The organism is Pseudomonas sp. (assembly GCF_002796985.1).
In the GTDB taxonomy this organism is placed as follows: Bacteria; Pseudomonadota; Gammaproteobacteria; order Pseudomonadales; family Pseudomonadaceae; genus Pseudomonas.
The window spans coordinates 461,011-477,299 of sequence record NZ_PEKX01000009.1 but is presented as its reverse complement, the minus strand read 5'-3'; the positions used below and the strand labels follow the sequence as shown (position 1 = coordinate 477,299).

The window sequence follows — 16,289 nt, the reverse complement described above, 5'->3', positions numbered from 1 at the left end:
TCCGAAAGGGAAGAAGCAGTATAGGCGCGGCGAGGTTAGCCGGCTGCGACGGGCTGCCACAGGTACCCATTTGGGTAATGCGTGTACAGTTTTAAGATTTATCTGGAACAATCCAGATGATATTTGCGAACATAAGGCCTGCTACGTGACTGATATGCGTACTTTGGTCTAACCGCGACGCTAGCCCCCTGATTTTTCCCACGGCATCATGTAGTATTCCGCGGCTCGGACTACAAGGCGTTTTGCCTGTGTCCAGAGCTGGTCCTGAGCAGAGTGAGGCAAGCAATGACTGAACGCGTTCAAGTCGGTGGCCTGCAGGTCGCCAAAGTCCTGTTCGACTTCGTAAATAACGAAGCCATTCCCGGCACCGGCATCGAAGCCGGCAAGTTCTGGGCAGGTGTCGAAACCGTAATCAACGACCTGGCCCCCAAGAACAAGGCCCTGCTCGCCAAGCGCGACGAGATTCAGGCGAAAGTCGACGGCTGGCACCAGGCCCGCGCCGGCAAGCCGCATGACGCGGTCGCCTACAAGGCGTTCCTGCAGGATATCGGTTACCTGCTGCCCGAGCCGGCCGACTTCCAGGCCGCCACCCAGAATGTCGACGAAGAAATCGCCCGCATGGCCGGCCCGCAGCTGGTCGTGCCGGTGATGAACGCGCGCTTCGCCCTGAACGCCGCCAACGCCCGCTGGGGCTCGCTGTACGACGCACTGTACGGCACCGACGCGATCAGCGAAGAGAACGGCGCCGAGAAGGGCAAGGGCTACAACAAGGTCCGCGGTGACAAGGTGATCGCCTTCGCCCGCGCCTTCCTCGATGAAGCCGCCGCACTGGAATCCGGCTCTCACGTCGACGCCACCGCTTACGTGGTGAAGAACGGCGCACTGGCCGTGACCCTGAAGAACGGCAGCGAGACCGGCCTGAAGAACGCTGCCCAGTTCCTCGCCTTCCAGGGCGAAGCCGCCAAGCCGAAAGCCGTGCTGCTCAAGCACAACGGCCTGCACTTCGAAATCCAGATCGACCCCACCAGCCCGATCGGTCAGACCGACGCCGCTGGCGTGAAAGACGTCCTGATGGAATCCGCGCTGACCACCATCATGGACTGCGAAGACTCCGTGGCCGCCGTCGACGCCGACGACAAGGTCGTGGTCTATCGCAACTGGCTGGGCCTGATGAAAGGCGACCTCGCCGAGCAGGTCTCCAAGGGCGGCAGCACCTTCACCCGCACCATGAACCCGGACCGCGTCTACACCAAGGCCGACGGTTCCGAGCTGAGCCTGCACGGTCGCTCGCTGCTGTTCATTCGCAACGTTGGCCACCTGATGACCAACCCGGCGATCCTCGACGCCCAGGGCAACGAAGTGCCCGAAGGCATCCAGGACGGCCTGTTCACCGGCCTGATCGCCATTCACAACCTGAACGGCAGTGCCAGCCGCAAGAACAGCCGCACCGGCAGCATGTACATCGTCAAGCCGAAGATGCACGGCCCGGAAGAAGTCGCCTTCGCCGCCGAAATCTTCAGCCGCGTCGAGGACCTGCTGGGCCTGCCGCGCAACACGCTGAAAGTCGGCATCATGGACGAAGAGCGCCGCACCACCGTCAACCTGAAGGCCTGCATCAAGGCCGCCGCCGAGCGCGTGGTGTTCATCAACACCGGCTTCCTCGACCGCACCGGTGACGAGATCCACACCTCCATGGAAGCCGGCGCCATGGTGCGCAAGGGCGCCATGAAGACCGAGAAGTGGATCGGTTCCTACGAGAACAACAACGTCGACGTCGGCCTAGCCACCGGCCTGCAAGGCAAGGCGCAGATCGGCAAGGGCATGTGGGCCATGCCCGACCTGATGGCCGCCATGCTCGAGCAGAAGATCGCTCACCCGCTGGCCGGCGCCAACACCGCGTGGGTTCCGTCGCCGACCGCCGCCACCCTGCACGCGCTGCACTACCACAAGGTCGACGTGTTCGCCCGTCAGGCCGAACTGGCCAAGCGCGCACCGGCTTCGGTGGACGACATCCTCACCATTCCGCTCGCCCCCAACACCAACTGGAGCGCGGAAGAGATCAAGAACGAGCTGGACAACAACTCGCAGGGCATCCTCGGCTACGTGGTGCGCTGGATCGACCACGGCGTCGGCTGCTCCAAGGTGCCGGACATCAACGATGTCGGCCTGATGGAAGACCGCGCGACCCTGCGCATCTCCAGCCAGCTGCTGGCCAACTGGCTGCGCCACGGCGTGGTCACCCAGGAGCAGGTGCTGGAAAGCCTCAAGCGCATGGCGCCGGTGGTGGACCGCCAGAACGCCAATGACGCGCAGTACCGCCCGATGGCGCCGAACTTCGACGACAACGTGGCCTTCCAGGCCGCGCTGGAGCTGGTTCTCGAAGGCACCAAACAGCCTAACGGCTACACCGAGCCGGTCCTGCACCGCCGCCGCCGCGAATTCAAGGCCAAGAACGGCCTGTAAGCGCTTCGCGATGCGTTGAAAAAACCGCCCTTCGGGGCGGTTTTTTTATGGCTGCTGATTGGGAGTCGATGCAACGCCCACCTTATCGCGGACGAAGTCCGCTCCTGCGTGAAGTCCTGCGCGGAGGCCTGCCCTCTCCCTGAAGGGAAAGAGTTAGGGAGAGGGGAATCCCAGGCACGGACTTTCAGAGGAAGACAGTTGCTCCTACGCCAGCCGGTGATTTCTGCGTAGGAGCGGACTCCGTCCGCGATGTATTCCAGCCACGCGGAATCAACCACGTAACGCCTGCGCACAATTTTTGTGTACAAAATCCCCACTCCGCACTTTCCGTGCGCACGCCATACCTGACTCTCAAGTCAATGATTACTATGGAAAATTAGTTTCCTGACCACTTGGACAGCCAGCAACACCGCACCCAACAAGGGCTCCAGTCAAACGCGCGAACCGATCACTCAAGCTGGGCTGCAGAGCAGAAAGTGCACTGGCACGGAATTAGCTTTTGCACACAAACCACAAAAGCTGTGCATACAAAATCCGAGTAGCCCATGAACTCCAGCCCTACCCACCTGTCCGGCGTTTCCCCTCTCCAATCTGTCGATGGCGCGGAGTCTACGAAGACCGCCGCGCCGACCCTGAGCCCTCGCCTGTACAGCGCCGACCTGGCCCCGACCAAGGCCGCCGGCCGCCACTGGGGGCGCTACAGCCTGTTCGCACTATGGACTAACGATGTGCACAACATCGCCAACTACTCCTTCGCCATCGGCCTCTTCGCCCTCGGCATGAGCGGCGCGCAGATCCTCGCCGCCTTCGCCCTCGGCGCACTGGTGATCTACGGCCTGATGAACCTGTCCGGCTACATGGGCCAGAAGACCGGCCTGCCCTACCCGGTGATGTGCCGCATCAGCTTCGGCATCCACGGCGCGCAGGTGCCGGCGCTGATCCGCGCGGTCATCGCCATCGCCTGGTTCGGCATCCAGACCTACCTCGCGTCGGTGGTCCTGCGCGTGCTGCTCACCGCCATCACGCCAAGTCTTGCGGCCTACGACCATGACTCGATCCTCGGCCTGTCGAGCCTCGGCTGGATCACCTTCCTCGGCATCTGGTGCGTGCAGCTGGTGATCTTCGCCTACGGCATGGAGATGGTGCGCCGCTACGAATCCTTCGCCGGCCCGATCATCCTGGTAGCCTTCGCCAGCCTCGCCGGCTGGATGTACTGGCGCGCCGGGCTGTCGATCTCCTGGTCCAGCGGCGATGCGCCGACCGGTTCGGCCATGTGGCTGAAAGTGCTGGGCGCCGCCGCGCTGTGGGTCTCGCTGTACGGCACCATGATCCTCAATTTCTGCGACTTCACCCGTAACTGCCCGGACCGCCGCACCATCAGCGTCGGCAACTTCTGGGGCCTGCCGGTGAACATGCTGGGCTTTGCGCTGATCGCCGTGGTGCTGGCCGGCGCGCAATTCAGCATCGACGGCAAGCTGGTGCAGAACCCCACGGAAATCGTCGCCGCCATCCCCAACACCTTCGGCCTGGTGCTGGCCTGCCTGGCCTTCCTGATCGTCACCGTGGCGGTGAACATCATGGCCAACTTCGTCGCCCCGGCCTACGTGCTCACCAACCTCGCGCCGAACCTGCTGAACTTCCGCCGCGCCGGCCTGCTCAGCGCGATGATCGCGGTGCTGATCCTGCCCTGGCACCTGTACAACAGCCCGGCGGTGATCGTGTATTTCCTCGGCGGCCTGGGCGCGCTGCTCGGCCCGCTGTACGGGATCATCGTCACTGACTACTACCTGGTGCGTCGCAGCCGGGTGAACCTGCCGGAGCTGTACAGCGAGAGCCGCGAGGCGGCCTACCACTACAGCGGCGGGGTGAACCTGCGCGCGGTGGCAGCGTTTGTTCCAGCCGCCGCCATCGCCATTGTGCTGGCGCTGGTGCCGGCGTTCGATGCGCTGTCGCAGTTCTCCTGGTTCTTCGGCGCCGGCCTCGGCGCGTTGATCCACTACACCCTGGCCGACCGCAAGCGCGCTTATGCGGACGTTTGCGGTGAACCCATCGCGGTGGATGCGGCGCACCATTGAGCTGCTGATGATCGAGCTTGTGGATAAACGACAAGGCCACCTTCGGGCGGCCTTGTTCGTTCAGGGCGCCAGCAGGAAATCCAGCACCGCACCCTCGAACTCGCGGGGAAACTCGATGTTCGACAGGTGCACCGCCGGCAACGTGAACAAACGGGCGCCGGGAATCGCCTGGGCAATCAGCTCGCTGTGGTCAGCGGCGGTGACGGTATCGAACTGCCCGGCAATCACCAACGTGGGCAGACGCACGTCCCGCAACGCGCTGCGCAGATCGGTTTCCTGCACGGCGGCGAAGGAGCCCGCCAGCCCGTGTCGGTTGGTGGCCAGCAGCGTCGCGCGAAACGGCGCCACCTCCGGCCGTTGCGGCTCCAGCCAGGCCGCCGGGAACCAATTGGCGAGGAAGGTCGCCGCAGTGCCCTGCATATCCTCCGCCGCCAGTACCTCGGCAATGCGCGCATCCCACTGCTCCTGTGGCCCGAGCCAGGCGGAGGTGTTCGCCAGCACCAGTCGTTCGATGCGCTGCGGAACATTCAGCGCCAGCCATTGGCCGACGAAGCCGCCGAGAGAAAGGCCAAGAAAATGCGCACGCGGTACGCCGAGCGAGTCGAGCAACTCGATCACGTCTTCCCCCAGCCGCGCCAGCGAGTAGGGACCGTGGGGAACGCTGGAAGCGCCATGCCCTCGGGCGTCGTAACGCAGTACGCGGAAATATTCGGTCAACGCTTCCATCTGCCCGTCCCACATGCGCAGGTCGGTGCCGATGGAGTTGGACAGCACCAGCAGCGGCCGCTCGGCGGGGCCGTCCAGCCGGTAGGCGATGCGGGTGTTGTCGCGGGTAGTCAGGTAGCGCAGCGGGCTCATGGCGGCCTCTCCTCAAGTGGGGTGAGACGAGGCTAGTTGCGGCGGACCTGGGAAGAAATTACAAAGAGTGAACGATCTCTGTCAGGAAAGCTGACATGCATGATTTCACCCTGCACGACCTGCAGTGCTTCGATGCCGTGGTCGAAGCCGGTGGCTTCCAGGCCGCCGCCCAGCAACTGCACCGCTCGCACCCGGCGGTTTTCGCCGCTGTGGCCCGGCTGGAGCGCCAGCTCGGCTTTGAACTGCTCGACCGCAGCGGCTACCGCGTCGCCCTGACTGGCGCCGGCGAATCCATCCACCGCCGCGCCCAGAGCCTGCTGCGCGAACTGGGCAGCCTGCGCGACCATGCCGCGCACCTGGCGGCTGGTGAAGAAAGCGAACTGCGGGTGGTGCTCGGCGACTTCTGCCCACGCCCTGCCCTGCTGGAAAAGCTCGCGCGCTTCTTCGCCACGCAGCCCCGTACGCGCCTGCAGCTGTACTTCGAAAGCGTCAGCGGCCCGCAGGAGCGGCTGCTCGACGACGAGGCCGAACTGATCCTGCACCGCGTGGACAAGGCCGACCCGCGCCTGGAATGGCTCGACCTGGGCGAAGTGAACTTCATCCCGGTGATCGCGCCAGCGTTACTGGCGGACAGCACGGACATCCGTCCGGAGCACCTGCGCTCGCTCACCCAGTGCGTGATGCGCGACAGCGCCCGGCACTCGCCGCCCGTGGACTACTTCACCCTCGAAGGAGCCCCGCAGTGCACGGTGCCGGACCAGGCGATGAAGAAGGAACTGGTGCTGCACGGCCTGGCCTGGGGCCACCTGCCGCGTCACCTGATCGAAGAAGAGCTGGCCGACGGCCGCCTGCGCGACCTCAGCGGACCCCACCTGCCCGGCCGCCGCGAGGAACTGGTCGCCGCGCGCCTGCGCGACCGCGCCCACGGGCCGGTGGCGCAGCGGCTCTGGAGCTTTCTGCAGGAGGCCTGATCAGCTGCGGCTCATCGGCCCGCGCACCGGCTGTTCGCGCATGTGGCTGACCTCACTGACCGGAGCACCTGCGGCGATCAGCGCATCGCGCTGCTGGGCGATGGGTGTGCGGGCGATGGCGCGTTCAAACTGGCTGAGCTTCTGGAAGGCGGGCAGCGCGAAGGCCGTCGCGAGCATGGCTGCCAGTTTCGGCCAGCGCTGGGCGTCCAGTTCATAGCGGGCGAACTGCGCGTTGCGCATGAAGCAGGCGACGCTGATGTCGGCGATGGACAGCTCGCCGAACAGCCAGCCGCTTTCCGGCAACTGCGCCTCCAGGTAGTCGAAGACTGCCGGCAGGTCGTGCTGATAAGTCTTCTCCAGCAGCACTGCGTCCGGCTCGCGCCCCCACACGCCGCGACCGATCACCAACTGGTCGAACAACTGCCAGATCACCACCTGGCCCATGCGGCTGTCGGCGAATTCCTCGATCCAGCGTGCGCGGGCACGTTCGGCGATATCCGCCGGGTACAGCGCCGGCTGTGGATAACGCTCCTCCAGGTACTGGCAGATCACCGAGGAATCGTTCAGCACCAGCTCGCCGTCCACCAGCACCGGCACCTGGCGTAGCGGGCTCAGGCGCTCGAACTCCTCGTTGCCGAAGAACGGCACGATGGAATCGATGCGGTAGTCCACGCCCTTCATCTCCAGCAGGACTATGACCTTGCGCACGTAGGGAGACAGGAAGGAACCAATGATCAGCACGGGGTCGGACATGGCGAGGCTTTCCGCAAAAAGGGTCGCCCGATTGTAGAACGACGCCGAAAACCGGGCGACTGGCGGTAAAAGCCGACCGGTGCCAATTGCGCGCGTGACTGCACTTTGCGATCATATTGCGAATAGTTATCGTTTTTGAACTTGATCCCATTCGGGTCATTGGGGGAGTAGCTTGTCGGCCATCCAGATGGGTAGCGGCGAACTCGTTGGCGCCTTGTATCGCGATCACCGCGACTGGCTGACGGCCTGGCTGAACCGCAGCCTGGGCTGTCCGCAGCGCGCCGAAGACCTGAGCCAGGACACCTTCGTCCGCGTGCTCGGCCGTCGCGAGCTGCCCTCCCTGCGCGAACCGCGCGCCTTCCTGGTGACGGTCGCCAAGGGCTTGCTGGTGGATCACTGGCGGCGCGTGGCGCTGGAGCAGGCCTACCTCCAAGCACTGAAGTGCCTGCCCGAAGCGGTGCAACCCTCCGCCGAGGAACACTGCCTGATCCTCGCGGACTTGCGCGAAATCGACCGTCTGCTCGGCAAGCTATCCACCCGTGCGCGCAGCGCCTTCCTGCTCAACCGCCTGGACGGCCTGGGCCACGCCGAGATCGCCGGGCAACTGGGGGTTTCCGTACCGCGCGTGCGCCAGTACATCGCCCAGGGCCTGCGCCAGTGCTACATCGCGCTGTACGGCGAGCCCACGTGAAGGGACCGGTTTCCCTGCAAATCCTCGACGAGGCGATCAGTTGGCAGCTGCGCCTGGGTTCGGGTGAATCGCGCGCGGATGACGAAGCCGCCTTTGCCCGTTGGCACTCCGCCCACAGCGAACACGCCCGCGCCTGGAGCCAGCTGGGCATGCTCGACCGCAGCCTCGCCGGTGCCGCCCCCAAGGCCGCACGCAGCGCTTTGCTGCGCTCGCCGGGCGAGTCACGACGCAAGGTCCGCCGCCTGGCGGGCACTGGTTTGTCACTGCTGCTGGTCGGCGCGCTGGCGCTAGGCGTCGGCAACCGCTACACGCCGGTGCGTTATGCCCTCTCCGACCTGGTCACCGCCACCGGCGAGCAGCGCGAACTGCGCCTGCCGGACAACACCCGGCTGATGCTCAATAGCCGCACCGCGGTGGACGTGCGCTTCGATGCCGAGCAGCGACGCATCGTCCTGCGCAGCGGCGAGATCATGGTCGAGACCGCCCACGGCGACAGCCGCCCGTTCATTGTCGAGACCGACGAAGGCCGCCTGCGCGCCCTCGGCACGCGCTTCCTGGTGGAGCGCGATGAGGGTGACGGCACGCTGCTGAGCGTGCTGCAGTCCGCCGTGGCCGCTCGCCCCGAGCAACTGCCAGATGAGCGCGTGATCCACCAGGGCCAGCAGGTGCGCGTGCGCGCCGATGGATTCGGCGCGGCAGCCGCCAACAGCGCCACCGCCGATGCCTGGACCCACGGCATGCTGGTGGTGGACAACGTGCGCCTGGCCGACTTGATCGACCAACTGGCGCGCTACAGCCCCGGCCACCTTGCCGTGGACCCGACGCTGGCGGACCTGCGCATCACCGGCAGCTTCCCCTTGCAGAACATCGACCTGGCGCTCCGCTCGCTGGAGCCGACGCTACCGGTGCGTATCGAGAAACACGGCCAATGGTGGGCACGCGTGGTGCCGCGCGGCTGAAACTGCCTGAGCTGCAAGAGCGGGTTCGCGAGCAAGAACTAGGCGTCCCCCTCGATCCTACGAAGAGCCATTCGCTTCAACCCCTGAGTGCATCTCAAAAAAATTTTCATCCAGCCCTATCACTTTTCAATTCTCGTCCGGCAAGGAGGCATCGAGAAACGTAGGAGTCGTTTTCAATGCGCCGCCCGTTCGAACTGTCGCTCCGCCCCTGCCTGCTGGCCACCGCCATCCTGCTGGGCACCTCTTCAGCCTTCGCCGCCGAAGCCGTGCGTGACTACCAGCTGCCGTCCGGCCCGCTGGCCAGCACCCTCAACCGCATCGCCGCCGAAGCAGGCCTCTCCCTGAGCCTCGACCCGGCGCTGGCCCAGGGCCGCAGTGCGCATGCCGTGCAGGGCCGCTACGATGGCGCCGGCGCACTGCGCCAGGCCCTGCAAGGCACTGGCCTGGAACTGGTGGAAAGCCAATCGGGCAGCTACAGCCTGCGCCCGGAGCCGAGCGACACCCTGTCGATGTCGGCCACCACCATCAGCGCTGCCCAGGAAGACCCGGACGGCCCGGCGGTGGGCTACGTCGCCACCCGCTCGCGCATCGGCACCAAGACCGATACGTCGATCCTCGAGACCGCCAAGTCCATCTCCGTGGTGACCCGCGAGCAGATGCAGGACCGCGCCACCCTGAACATCGACGATGCCGTGCGCTACATGCCCGGCACCGTGGCCAGCAGCTTCGGCAGCGACACCCGCTCCGACTGGCTGCGCATCCGTGGCTTCAAGCCGACTCAGTTCCTCGACGGCCTGCCGATTGCGACCGGGGTCTACGCCAACCCGAAGCTGGATACCTGGGACCTGGAGCGCGTCGCCGCGCTGCGCGGCCCGGCATCGTCCATCTACGGGCAGACCCCGCCCGGCGGCTTGCTGGACATGACCAGCCTGCGCCCGCAGGCCCAGCAGGCCAACGCCGTGCAACTGCAGGCGGGCAACTACAACCACAAGCAGATCAACTTCGACAGCACCGGGCCGCTGGACGACGAAGGTCGCTTCCTCTACCGCGTGAGCGGCGTGGTGCGTGACAGCAACACGCAGATCGACCACATCCCGGACAAGCGCTACAACCTCGCACCGAGCCTGACCTGGAACATCGACGACGACACCAGGCTGACCTTCCTCAGCCAGTTCACCCGCGATGACACCGGCATCACCAGCGCCTTCCTGCCGCTCAAGGGCACCAAGTACGACGCACCCTTCGGCGACATCTCGCACCACAAGAACCTCGGCGACCCGGACTGGGAACACTACGACCGCACCACCTACTGGGTCGGCTACGCCTTCGAGCACCGCCTGAACGACGTGTGGCAGTTCCACCAGAACCTGCGCTACATGAAGAACGACCTGTCGTTCGACTCCATCACCCCGACCTCGCTCTACCCAGGCAGCCCGCCGGTGGTGCTGGACGACGGCACCCTGAACCGCATGAGCACCTCGGTCGACGAGGACGTCAGCCAGTTCGTGGTCGACAACAACTTCCAGGCCGACTTCAGCACCGGTGAGCTCAAGCACACGGTGCTGCTGGGCCTGGACCACAACCGCAGCAACACCAACTACACCTCGATCTACGGCTACGGCGTCCCGCCGAGCAACGTGGTGAAGCCGATCTACGGCCAGCCCATCGTCAAGCCGCCGCGTTCGGACGCCTACTACGACTATGACCAGAAGATTTTCCAGACCGGCGCCTACGCCCAGGACCAGATCGCCCTGGACAACTGGCGCCTGACCCTCGGCGGCCGCCAGGACTGGGTGCACACCGGCACCCAGTTCATCAACAAAGGCGACGCCACCACCACGGACTCCGACAGCAAGTTCACCGGCAACGCCTCGCTGAGCTACCTCTTCGACAACGGCCTGGCGCCCTACCTGTCGTACTCCGAGTCGTTCCAGCCGGCCACCGGCGCGGACATCACCAGCACCTCCTCGCTCAAGCCGACCGAAGGCAAGCAGTGGGAACTGGGCGTGAAATACCAGCCGCTCGGCAGCGACACCCTGCTGACCGCCGCTGTGTATGACCTGCGCCAGGAGAACGTGAGCGTTTCGGAGAACGTCGGCGGCGCGTTCGTCACCAGCCAGACCGGCGAAGTGAAGGTCACCGGCCTGGAGCTGGAAGCCAACTCCAACCTGACCGAGAACCTCAAGCTGATCGGTAGCTACAGCTACACCGACACCGAGGTGAAGAAGGGCCAGTACGCCGGCAACCGCCTGCAACTGATCCCGCGCAACGCTGCTTCGCTGTGGGCCGACTACACCTGGCACGCCGGCGTGCTCAACGGCTTCGGCGTCGGTTACGGTGCGCGCTACGTGGGCGACACCTACGGCGACCAGGCCAACACCTACGATGGCTACGCGGGCTCCTACACCGTGTACGACGCCGCGGTGCACTACGACCTGGGCAAGCTGGACAACAGCCTCAACGGCGCATCGGTCGCGATCAACGCCAGCAACGTGTTCAACAAGGACTACATCTCCACCTGCGACGGTTACTACTGCTACTACGGCGACCAGCGCAAGGTCGTGGCGAGCGTGACGTACAAGTGGTGACAGGAGCAGGCCCGGTCACCGGATAGTCTCGGCGCCCGGTCGACTGTTTCCTGCACTGGCGAAAGCCCCGCTCCGAAAGGAGCGGGGCTTTTTGCTGTGGCAGGAGCGGGCTCCGGCCGTACCCCAGACACAACGGCGGATAACCTGTTCCAGATTATTCGCCCTACGGCCCAGAACTTCCCACGACACCGCAGGCACCCGTAGGGCGCATAACGCGCCGGCGTTATCCGCCAGGTCGCTGCGGTGTATCAGGTTACGTAGGAGCGGACTCCGTCCGCGATATATCCGCATCGCACCGGATGCCATCACGGCCGGAGTCAGCTCCTACGCAATGCCCACCTTCACCTCCCCCCACACCACGCTCGCATCGTCATGGATCTTCAGGCGCGGATAGTCCAGCGCCTGGCCATCGGCGACCTCCAGCGCACGCAGCTCATCGATCAGCGCCTCCACGCCGCGCTCGGGCAGCGCCGCGAACAGCGCATCCAGATCGTAACGGCGGAAATCCAGCAGCCGGTCGAAACCATCAGTCACCAGCATGAACGCCTTCAGCCCGACAGGGTCGAGCACCCGACGCTGCACATGGGGAATCCAGCGTTCGCTCGGATCGAGGCACCAGTAGCCTTGCGGCGTATTGGCCAGCCTCCGATTGCGCCGCACCCACTCGCGGCTGGCCTGCCACAGTTGTACGTGGCTCCACTCCGGGTTCGCCTCGCGCAGCGCCAGCAGACGTTGCACCGACTGGCGATCGATCTCCTCCAGCGGCGTGTCGCCGAAGCTCTCCACATGGCCGTCGTCCCAGGCCAGATGGATGCAGGTATCGCAGAGATTGAGCAGCTCCAGCGAACCGTCTGCCAGCACCCGCAGCAAGCTCAGGCAAGCGGTGGGCAGGTTGAGATCAAGGCTCACGGCCAGCCCGCAATCGCGCTGGAAGTCGGCAGCGATACCTGCCTGCAACTGCGCCAGCAAGTCCTCGGTCGGCCTGTACGGCTGCTCTTCCAGCAGGCGCTGCAAGTGCGCATTGGCGCTCTGCGCCAGCCAGCGTGCATCGCTCGCACCACCCACCAGTCCCTGCCCGAGGCTGGTGGCGCCATCCAGCACCCAGGCCGCCTGCGCGGTGTAGCCGATGGCATCGTCGTTCACCGGTGAGCCCTGGCGGCAGGCCGCCCCCTGTACGGAAATCGTCGTCACAAGCCGTTCTCCTTCGTTTCGTCGGCCACACTGACCGGCGTACAGTCTCATCACCTTTCGGACTCAGCCAAGGAGAGCCCCATGCTCCGCGTCCTGCCATTGCTCCTCGCCGGCCTGCTGCTGGCCACCGGCGCCCACGCCGCGCAAGTGAAGTACTTCGACCTGCCCAAGGGCTCCGGCCCACACGACGTGGCGCCCACCGACGATGGCAAGGTCTGGTACACCGCGCAGAAGCTCGGCGTGCTCGGCCGGCTCGATCCGCAAACAGGGAAGACCGAGCAGATCAGCCTCGGCAAGGGCTCCAGCCCCCACGGCGTGGTTGCCGACGGCAATGGCGACGCGTGGATCACCGACAGCGGCCAGAACGCCATCGTCCACGTCGACGCCGAGCGCCTGGGTGTGGAAGTCATACCGCTGCCCAAGGAAGCGGCCAACGCCAACCTCAACACTGCCGTATTCGATGACGACGGCGTGCTCTGGTTCACCGGGCAGAACGGTTTCTACGGACGCCTCGACCCGAACAGCCGTGATCTGAAAGTCTGGCCGGCGCCTCGCGGCAAGGGTCCGTACGGCATTGCCGTGGCTCCGGACGGCGGCCTCTGGTACGCGTCGCTGGCGGGCAACTACCTCGGCCAGATCGACGCCATCGAAGGCAGCGCCACCGCCCTCGATGCACCGAGCAAGGACGCCGGCCCACGCCGCCTGTGGGCCGACTCCGTGGGCCGGCTCTGGATCAGCCAGTGGAACGCAGGGAGCCTCGCGCGCTTCGACCCCAGCGACAACCAGTGGAAAACCTGGAAGCTGCCGGGCGCTCATCCGCAGCCTTATGCGGTCTACGTCGATGCCATGGACCAGGTGTGGCTGAGCGACTTCGCCGCCAATGCGCTGCTGCGCTTCGATGCGCAGAGCGAGAAATTCACCGCCTTCCCCAGCAACCACGAACACGCCAACGTCCGCCAACTGCTTGGCCGGCCCGGCGAGGTGTGGGGCGCCGAATCCGGCACCGATCGCCTGGTGCTGATCCGCGATTGAACCGATGACTGAACCCCAGGAGTTGCTGTCGATGAGTACCCGTCCCGTCCTGTTCCACGCCGCCGCTTCGCCCTTCGTGCGCAAGGTCATGGTCCTGCTGCACGAGACCGGCCAGCTCGATTCTGTGGAGCTCTACGCCGCCGTCCACACGCCCATCGCGCCGGACGCTGGCGTGCTGCAGGACAACCCCGCCGGCAAGATTCCCGCCCTGCGCCTGGCCGACGGCCAGACCCTGCATGACAGCCGTGTGATCGTCGAATACCTCGACCAGCAGCACCGCGGCGAACCACTGATTCCCCGCGACGGCGCCGAGCGCTGGCGGCGTCTCACTCTCGCCTCGCTGGCCGACGCGGTGCTCGATGCGGCCGTGCTGATCCGCTACGAAACCGCCATGCGCCCGCCGGAAAAACACTGGGACCAGTGGCTGGACAACCAGCAGCTGAAGATCGTCCGTACCCTCGCCTACTTCGACGGCCCGGCCCATGCGGAGCTGGCCGAACGCTTCGACGTCGCCGCCATCGGTGTGGCCTGCGCCCTGGGCTACCTGGACTTCCGCCAACCGCACTGGGACTGGCGCGCCGACTACCCGCAACTGGCCCAGTGGTTCGCCGACGTCAGCCAGCGGCCGTCAATGCAGGCGACAGTGCCGGTCTAAGGTTCGCCGCTAGGGAGAACAGCGCCAGCTTCGGTTAATCGAGTTCTCCGGCGAAGGCCATACTCTCCATCCGACACCGCCCAGCCCCCTCTCCCCTCGGGAGAGGGTTGGGGTGAGGGGAAACGCCCCGCGCCAGAACCCACGAGTTGCACCCGCCCGTCGCACCACCCTGCGCTGAAACCGCTCATCACGTACCACGCCCCGCCCCAGCCCCGGCTCGAACAACCCGGTGATCCGCCGCGCCAGCTGCCGGCCCACTTCACGCTCATCGCGCAATCCTTTCCACGCACTCATGGTTGCTTCCCCAGTCGGTAGATCGGCAGCGCCAGCAGCAGGCCGAGCTGCGCCACACCCATGCACATTTCCAGGAAGGAACGCACATGGGGATTGTTCGCCGCGTCCTCGACGCCGCTGAGTTGTGTCCACAGCTCGCCTGGCAGCAACAGCGCCAGGTGCGCCAGGGGCTTGCCGGTGGCCACCAGCAGGGCGATCCAGTCGAAGCGGCCAAGCAGCATCAGCACTGGCAAGCACAGGCCACTGATCAGCAGGCCGGCAAACAGGCACAGAGAAAACCGCATCAGGTTGGGCATATCCGTCTCCTCAGCGCTGCACGCGCACGTCTTCCAGGGAAAATTCCAGGTCATCGCCACGGGGCTTGCCGATGCCGTACCAGTCCAGGTGACGGGTCAGCACCATGACGCCGCCGAGCACGCCAAACAGCAGCAGCGAACCCATCAGCAACGCGTAGTCCTCGGCGCTGAGCAGCGCGTAGAGCATCCCGTAGAGCCCCGCGAGGCCGAGGCTGAAACCGGCGCCGCGCCAGAGGCTGCGAAGCACGTGACAGAGGTAGAAGCCGATCAGCCCAACGCAGGCGCCAGCAGACAGCAGGTAGGCCCGCTCGAAGCCGACATGCTCGGAGAGCGACAGCAGCAACAGGTAGAACAGCGCCAGCGCCATGCCCACCAGTGCGTACTGGATCGGGTGCACCGACAGGCGCTTGAGCACTTCGAAAAGGAAGAAGCCGGCGAAGGTGAGGACGATGAACAGCAGCGCGTACTTCACCGCGCGGTCGGTCTTCAGGTACTGGTCCACCGGGTCCACCAGCGCCACGCCGAAACGGTGCTGGCCGAACTCACTGCACTCGGCGGAGCTGACGCGGGAGGTATCCGGATCGACCGCTTCGACCGCGCGGGCGACATCGGCCTGGGCCGGCGCGGTGCAGGCACGCAGTTGGTCCTCCAGATTGGTGGCGAAGAAGCTGGTGCGCCAGCGCGCGCTGAAGCCCTGGTCACTGACGCTGCGCTCGGAGGGCAGGAACTCGCCGCCGAAGCTGGGGTGCGGCCAATCCGAGACCAGCTTGACCTGGCTGTCGCGGCCGACCGGGGTGATGTCCAGACGGCTGCTGCCCAGCAGCGACAGTTCGAAGGAATAGTCGAAGCGCTGCTCGCGCTCGCTGGCCTGGAGCGGCAGCACCGCATGCACGCCATTGCCGAGAAACTGGCTCTGGGTGCCGGGCTGGAAGTCGCGCAGCTCTTCACCAATCTTCAGCTTCGGCGCGTTCTCGATGCCACGCACATCGCTGATGCCCACCGCCAGCAGCGGCGCATCGAAGCGGTAGCTGCTCAGGTCGCTGCTGATGCCGTAGTTGGCCGGGATGGCGAAACTGCCGCTGATCTGGCTGTCGGCGTGGTACAGGCGCGCCTCGTAGATGCCGCGATGGCGCAACTCGGTGTTCATCTGCCCGTCGAGGCTGAAGACTTCCGGGAGGAAGTACAGCCGCCCGCGCACCTCGCGCTCCTGCAGCACGCGCTGCTGGCTCGCCTTGTCCAGGCGCCAGCCGCGAATGGTGCGGGTGTAGGGCACGACGACCAGCGGGCCGGTGAGCTGTTGGCTGTAGCTGGCGCTGCGGGCGATATCCTGCAGGACCTCGTCGCGGTAGTTCTGACGCTCGTCGACGAGGCCGTCGATCATCAGCAGGGGTATCAGCAAGAGGACGATCAGCAGCGCGATGGCGCCGAGCTTGATGCCGAGATGGCGGTTCATCGAAGGCTTC

General features: G+C 65.6%; 13 protein-coding genes. 8 read left to right on the top strand and 5 right to left on the bottom strand.

The window, feature by feature from the left end:
• Positions 1-285 precede the first annotated feature (285 nt).
• Positions 286-2,463, top strand: a complete 2,178-nt coding sequence (locus CTR55_RS16575) for a malate synthase G (protein ID WP_296287770.1) — start codon at positions 286-288, stop codon at positions 2,461-2,463.
• Between the two features lie 545 nt (positions 2,464-3,008).
• Positions 3,009-4,538 carry an NCS1 family nucleobase:cation symporter-1 gene (locus CTR55_RS16570; RefSeq protein ID WP_296287769.1) on the top strand — a complete coding sequence of 510 codons (1,530 nt, stop codon included), beginning with the start codon at positions 3,009-3,011 and terminating at the stop codon, positions 4,536-4,538.
• 60 nt (positions 4,539-4,598) lie between these two features.
• Here the strand turns inward: CTR55_RS16570 and pcaD are convergent, their stop codons facing one another.
• A complete protein-coding gene (gene pcaD / locus CTR55_RS16565) occupies positions 4,599-5,396 on the bottom strand; it encodes a 3-oxoadipate enol-lactonase (RefSeq protein ID WP_296287767.1) in 798 nt (265 codons plus the stop codon).
• Positions 5,397-5,491: 95 nt separating this feature from the next.
• Here pcaD and CTR55_RS16560 point away from each other — a divergent pair, with 95 nt between their 5' ends.
• Entirely contained in the window at positions 5,492-6,367 is an 876-nt protein-coding gene (locus CTR55_RS16560) for a LysR family transcriptional regulator (RefSeq protein WP_296287765.1), read from the top strand.
• On the opposite strand, the gene CTR55_RS16555 is transcribed toward CTR55_RS16560, so the two are convergent.
• The gene (locus tag CTR55_RS16555; protein ID WP_296287764.1) at positions 6,368-7,120 is read right to left on the bottom strand and encodes a glutathione S-transferase family protein; all 753 of its coding nucleotides are present in this window, start codon (positions 7,118-7,120) and stop codon (positions 6,368-6,370) included. It abuts the gene before it with no gap.
• A gap of 172 nt (positions 7,121-7,292) precedes the next feature.
• Here CTR55_RS16555 and CTR55_RS16550 point away from each other — a divergent pair, with 172 nt between their 5' ends.
• The 3 genes from CTR55_RS16550 (at position 7,293) to CTR55_RS16540 (ending at position 11,358) form a co-directional block, all read left to right on the top strand.
• Positions 7,293-7,811 (top strand): RNA polymerase sigma factor, encoded by a 519-nt coding sequence (locus CTR55_RS16550; RefSeq protein WP_296287762.1) that lies wholly within the window; start codon positions 7,293-7,295, stop codon positions 7,809-7,811.
• Positions 7,808-8,770: a FecR family protein gene (locus CTR55_RS16545; RefSeq protein WP_296287761.1), complete on the top strand. Its 963-nt coding sequence runs from the start codon at positions 7,808-7,810 to the stop codon at positions 8,768-8,770. Before CTR55_RS16550 ends, CTR55_RS16545 begins: the two co-directional genes overlap by 4 nt.
• A 176-nt stretch (positions 8,771-8,946) precedes the next feature.
• Positions 8,947-11,358 carry a TonB-dependent siderophore receptor gene (locus CTR55_RS16540; RefSeq protein ID WP_296287759.1) on the top strand — a complete coding sequence of 804 codons (2,412 nt, stop codon included), beginning with the start codon at positions 8,947-8,949 and terminating at the stop codon, positions 11,356-11,358.
• 324 nt (positions 11,359-11,682) lie between these two features.
• On the opposite strand, the gene CTR55_RS16535 is transcribed toward CTR55_RS16540, so the two are convergent.
• Positions 11,683-12,549, bottom strand: coding sequence for a protein phosphatase 2C domain-containing protein (locus CTR55_RS16535; protein WP_296287758.1), 867 nt, complete (start codon positions 12,547-12,549; stop codon positions 11,683-11,685).
• 81 nt (positions 12,550-12,630) lie between these two features.
• Between CTR55_RS16535 and CTR55_RS16530 the strand changes: the two genes are divergently transcribed.
• The gene (locus CTR55_RS16530; protein ID WP_296287756.1) at positions 12,631-13,581 is read left to right on the top strand and encodes an SMP-30/gluconolactonase/LRE family protein; all 951 of its coding nucleotides are present in this window, start codon (positions 12,631-12,633) and stop codon (positions 13,579-13,581) included.
• Between the two features lie 31 nt (positions 13,582-13,612).
• The gene (locus tag CTR55_RS16525; protein WP_296287755.1) at positions 13,613-14,236 is read left to right on the top strand and encodes a glutathione S-transferase; all 624 of its coding nucleotides are present in this window, start codon (positions 13,613-13,615) and stop codon (positions 14,234-14,236) included.
• 290 nt (positions 14,237-14,526) lie between these two features.
• Here CTR55_RS16525 and CTR55_RS16520 read toward each other — a convergent pair whose 3' ends face one another.
• Both CTR55_RS16520 and creD read right to left on the bottom strand, forming a co-directional pair.
• Positions 14,527-14,826, bottom strand: a complete 300-nt coding sequence (locus CTR55_RS16520; RefSeq protein ID WP_296287753.1) for a hypothetical protein — start codon at positions 14,824-14,826, stop codon at positions 14,527-14,529.
• Between the two features lie 10 nt (positions 14,827-14,836).
• Positions 14,837-16,279, bottom strand: coding sequence for a cell envelope integrity protein CreD (gene creD, locus CTR55_RS16515; RefSeq protein ID WP_296287752.1), 1,443 nt, complete (start codon positions 16,277-16,279; stop codon positions 14,837-14,839).
• Positions 16,280-16,289 lie beyond the last annotated feature (10 nt).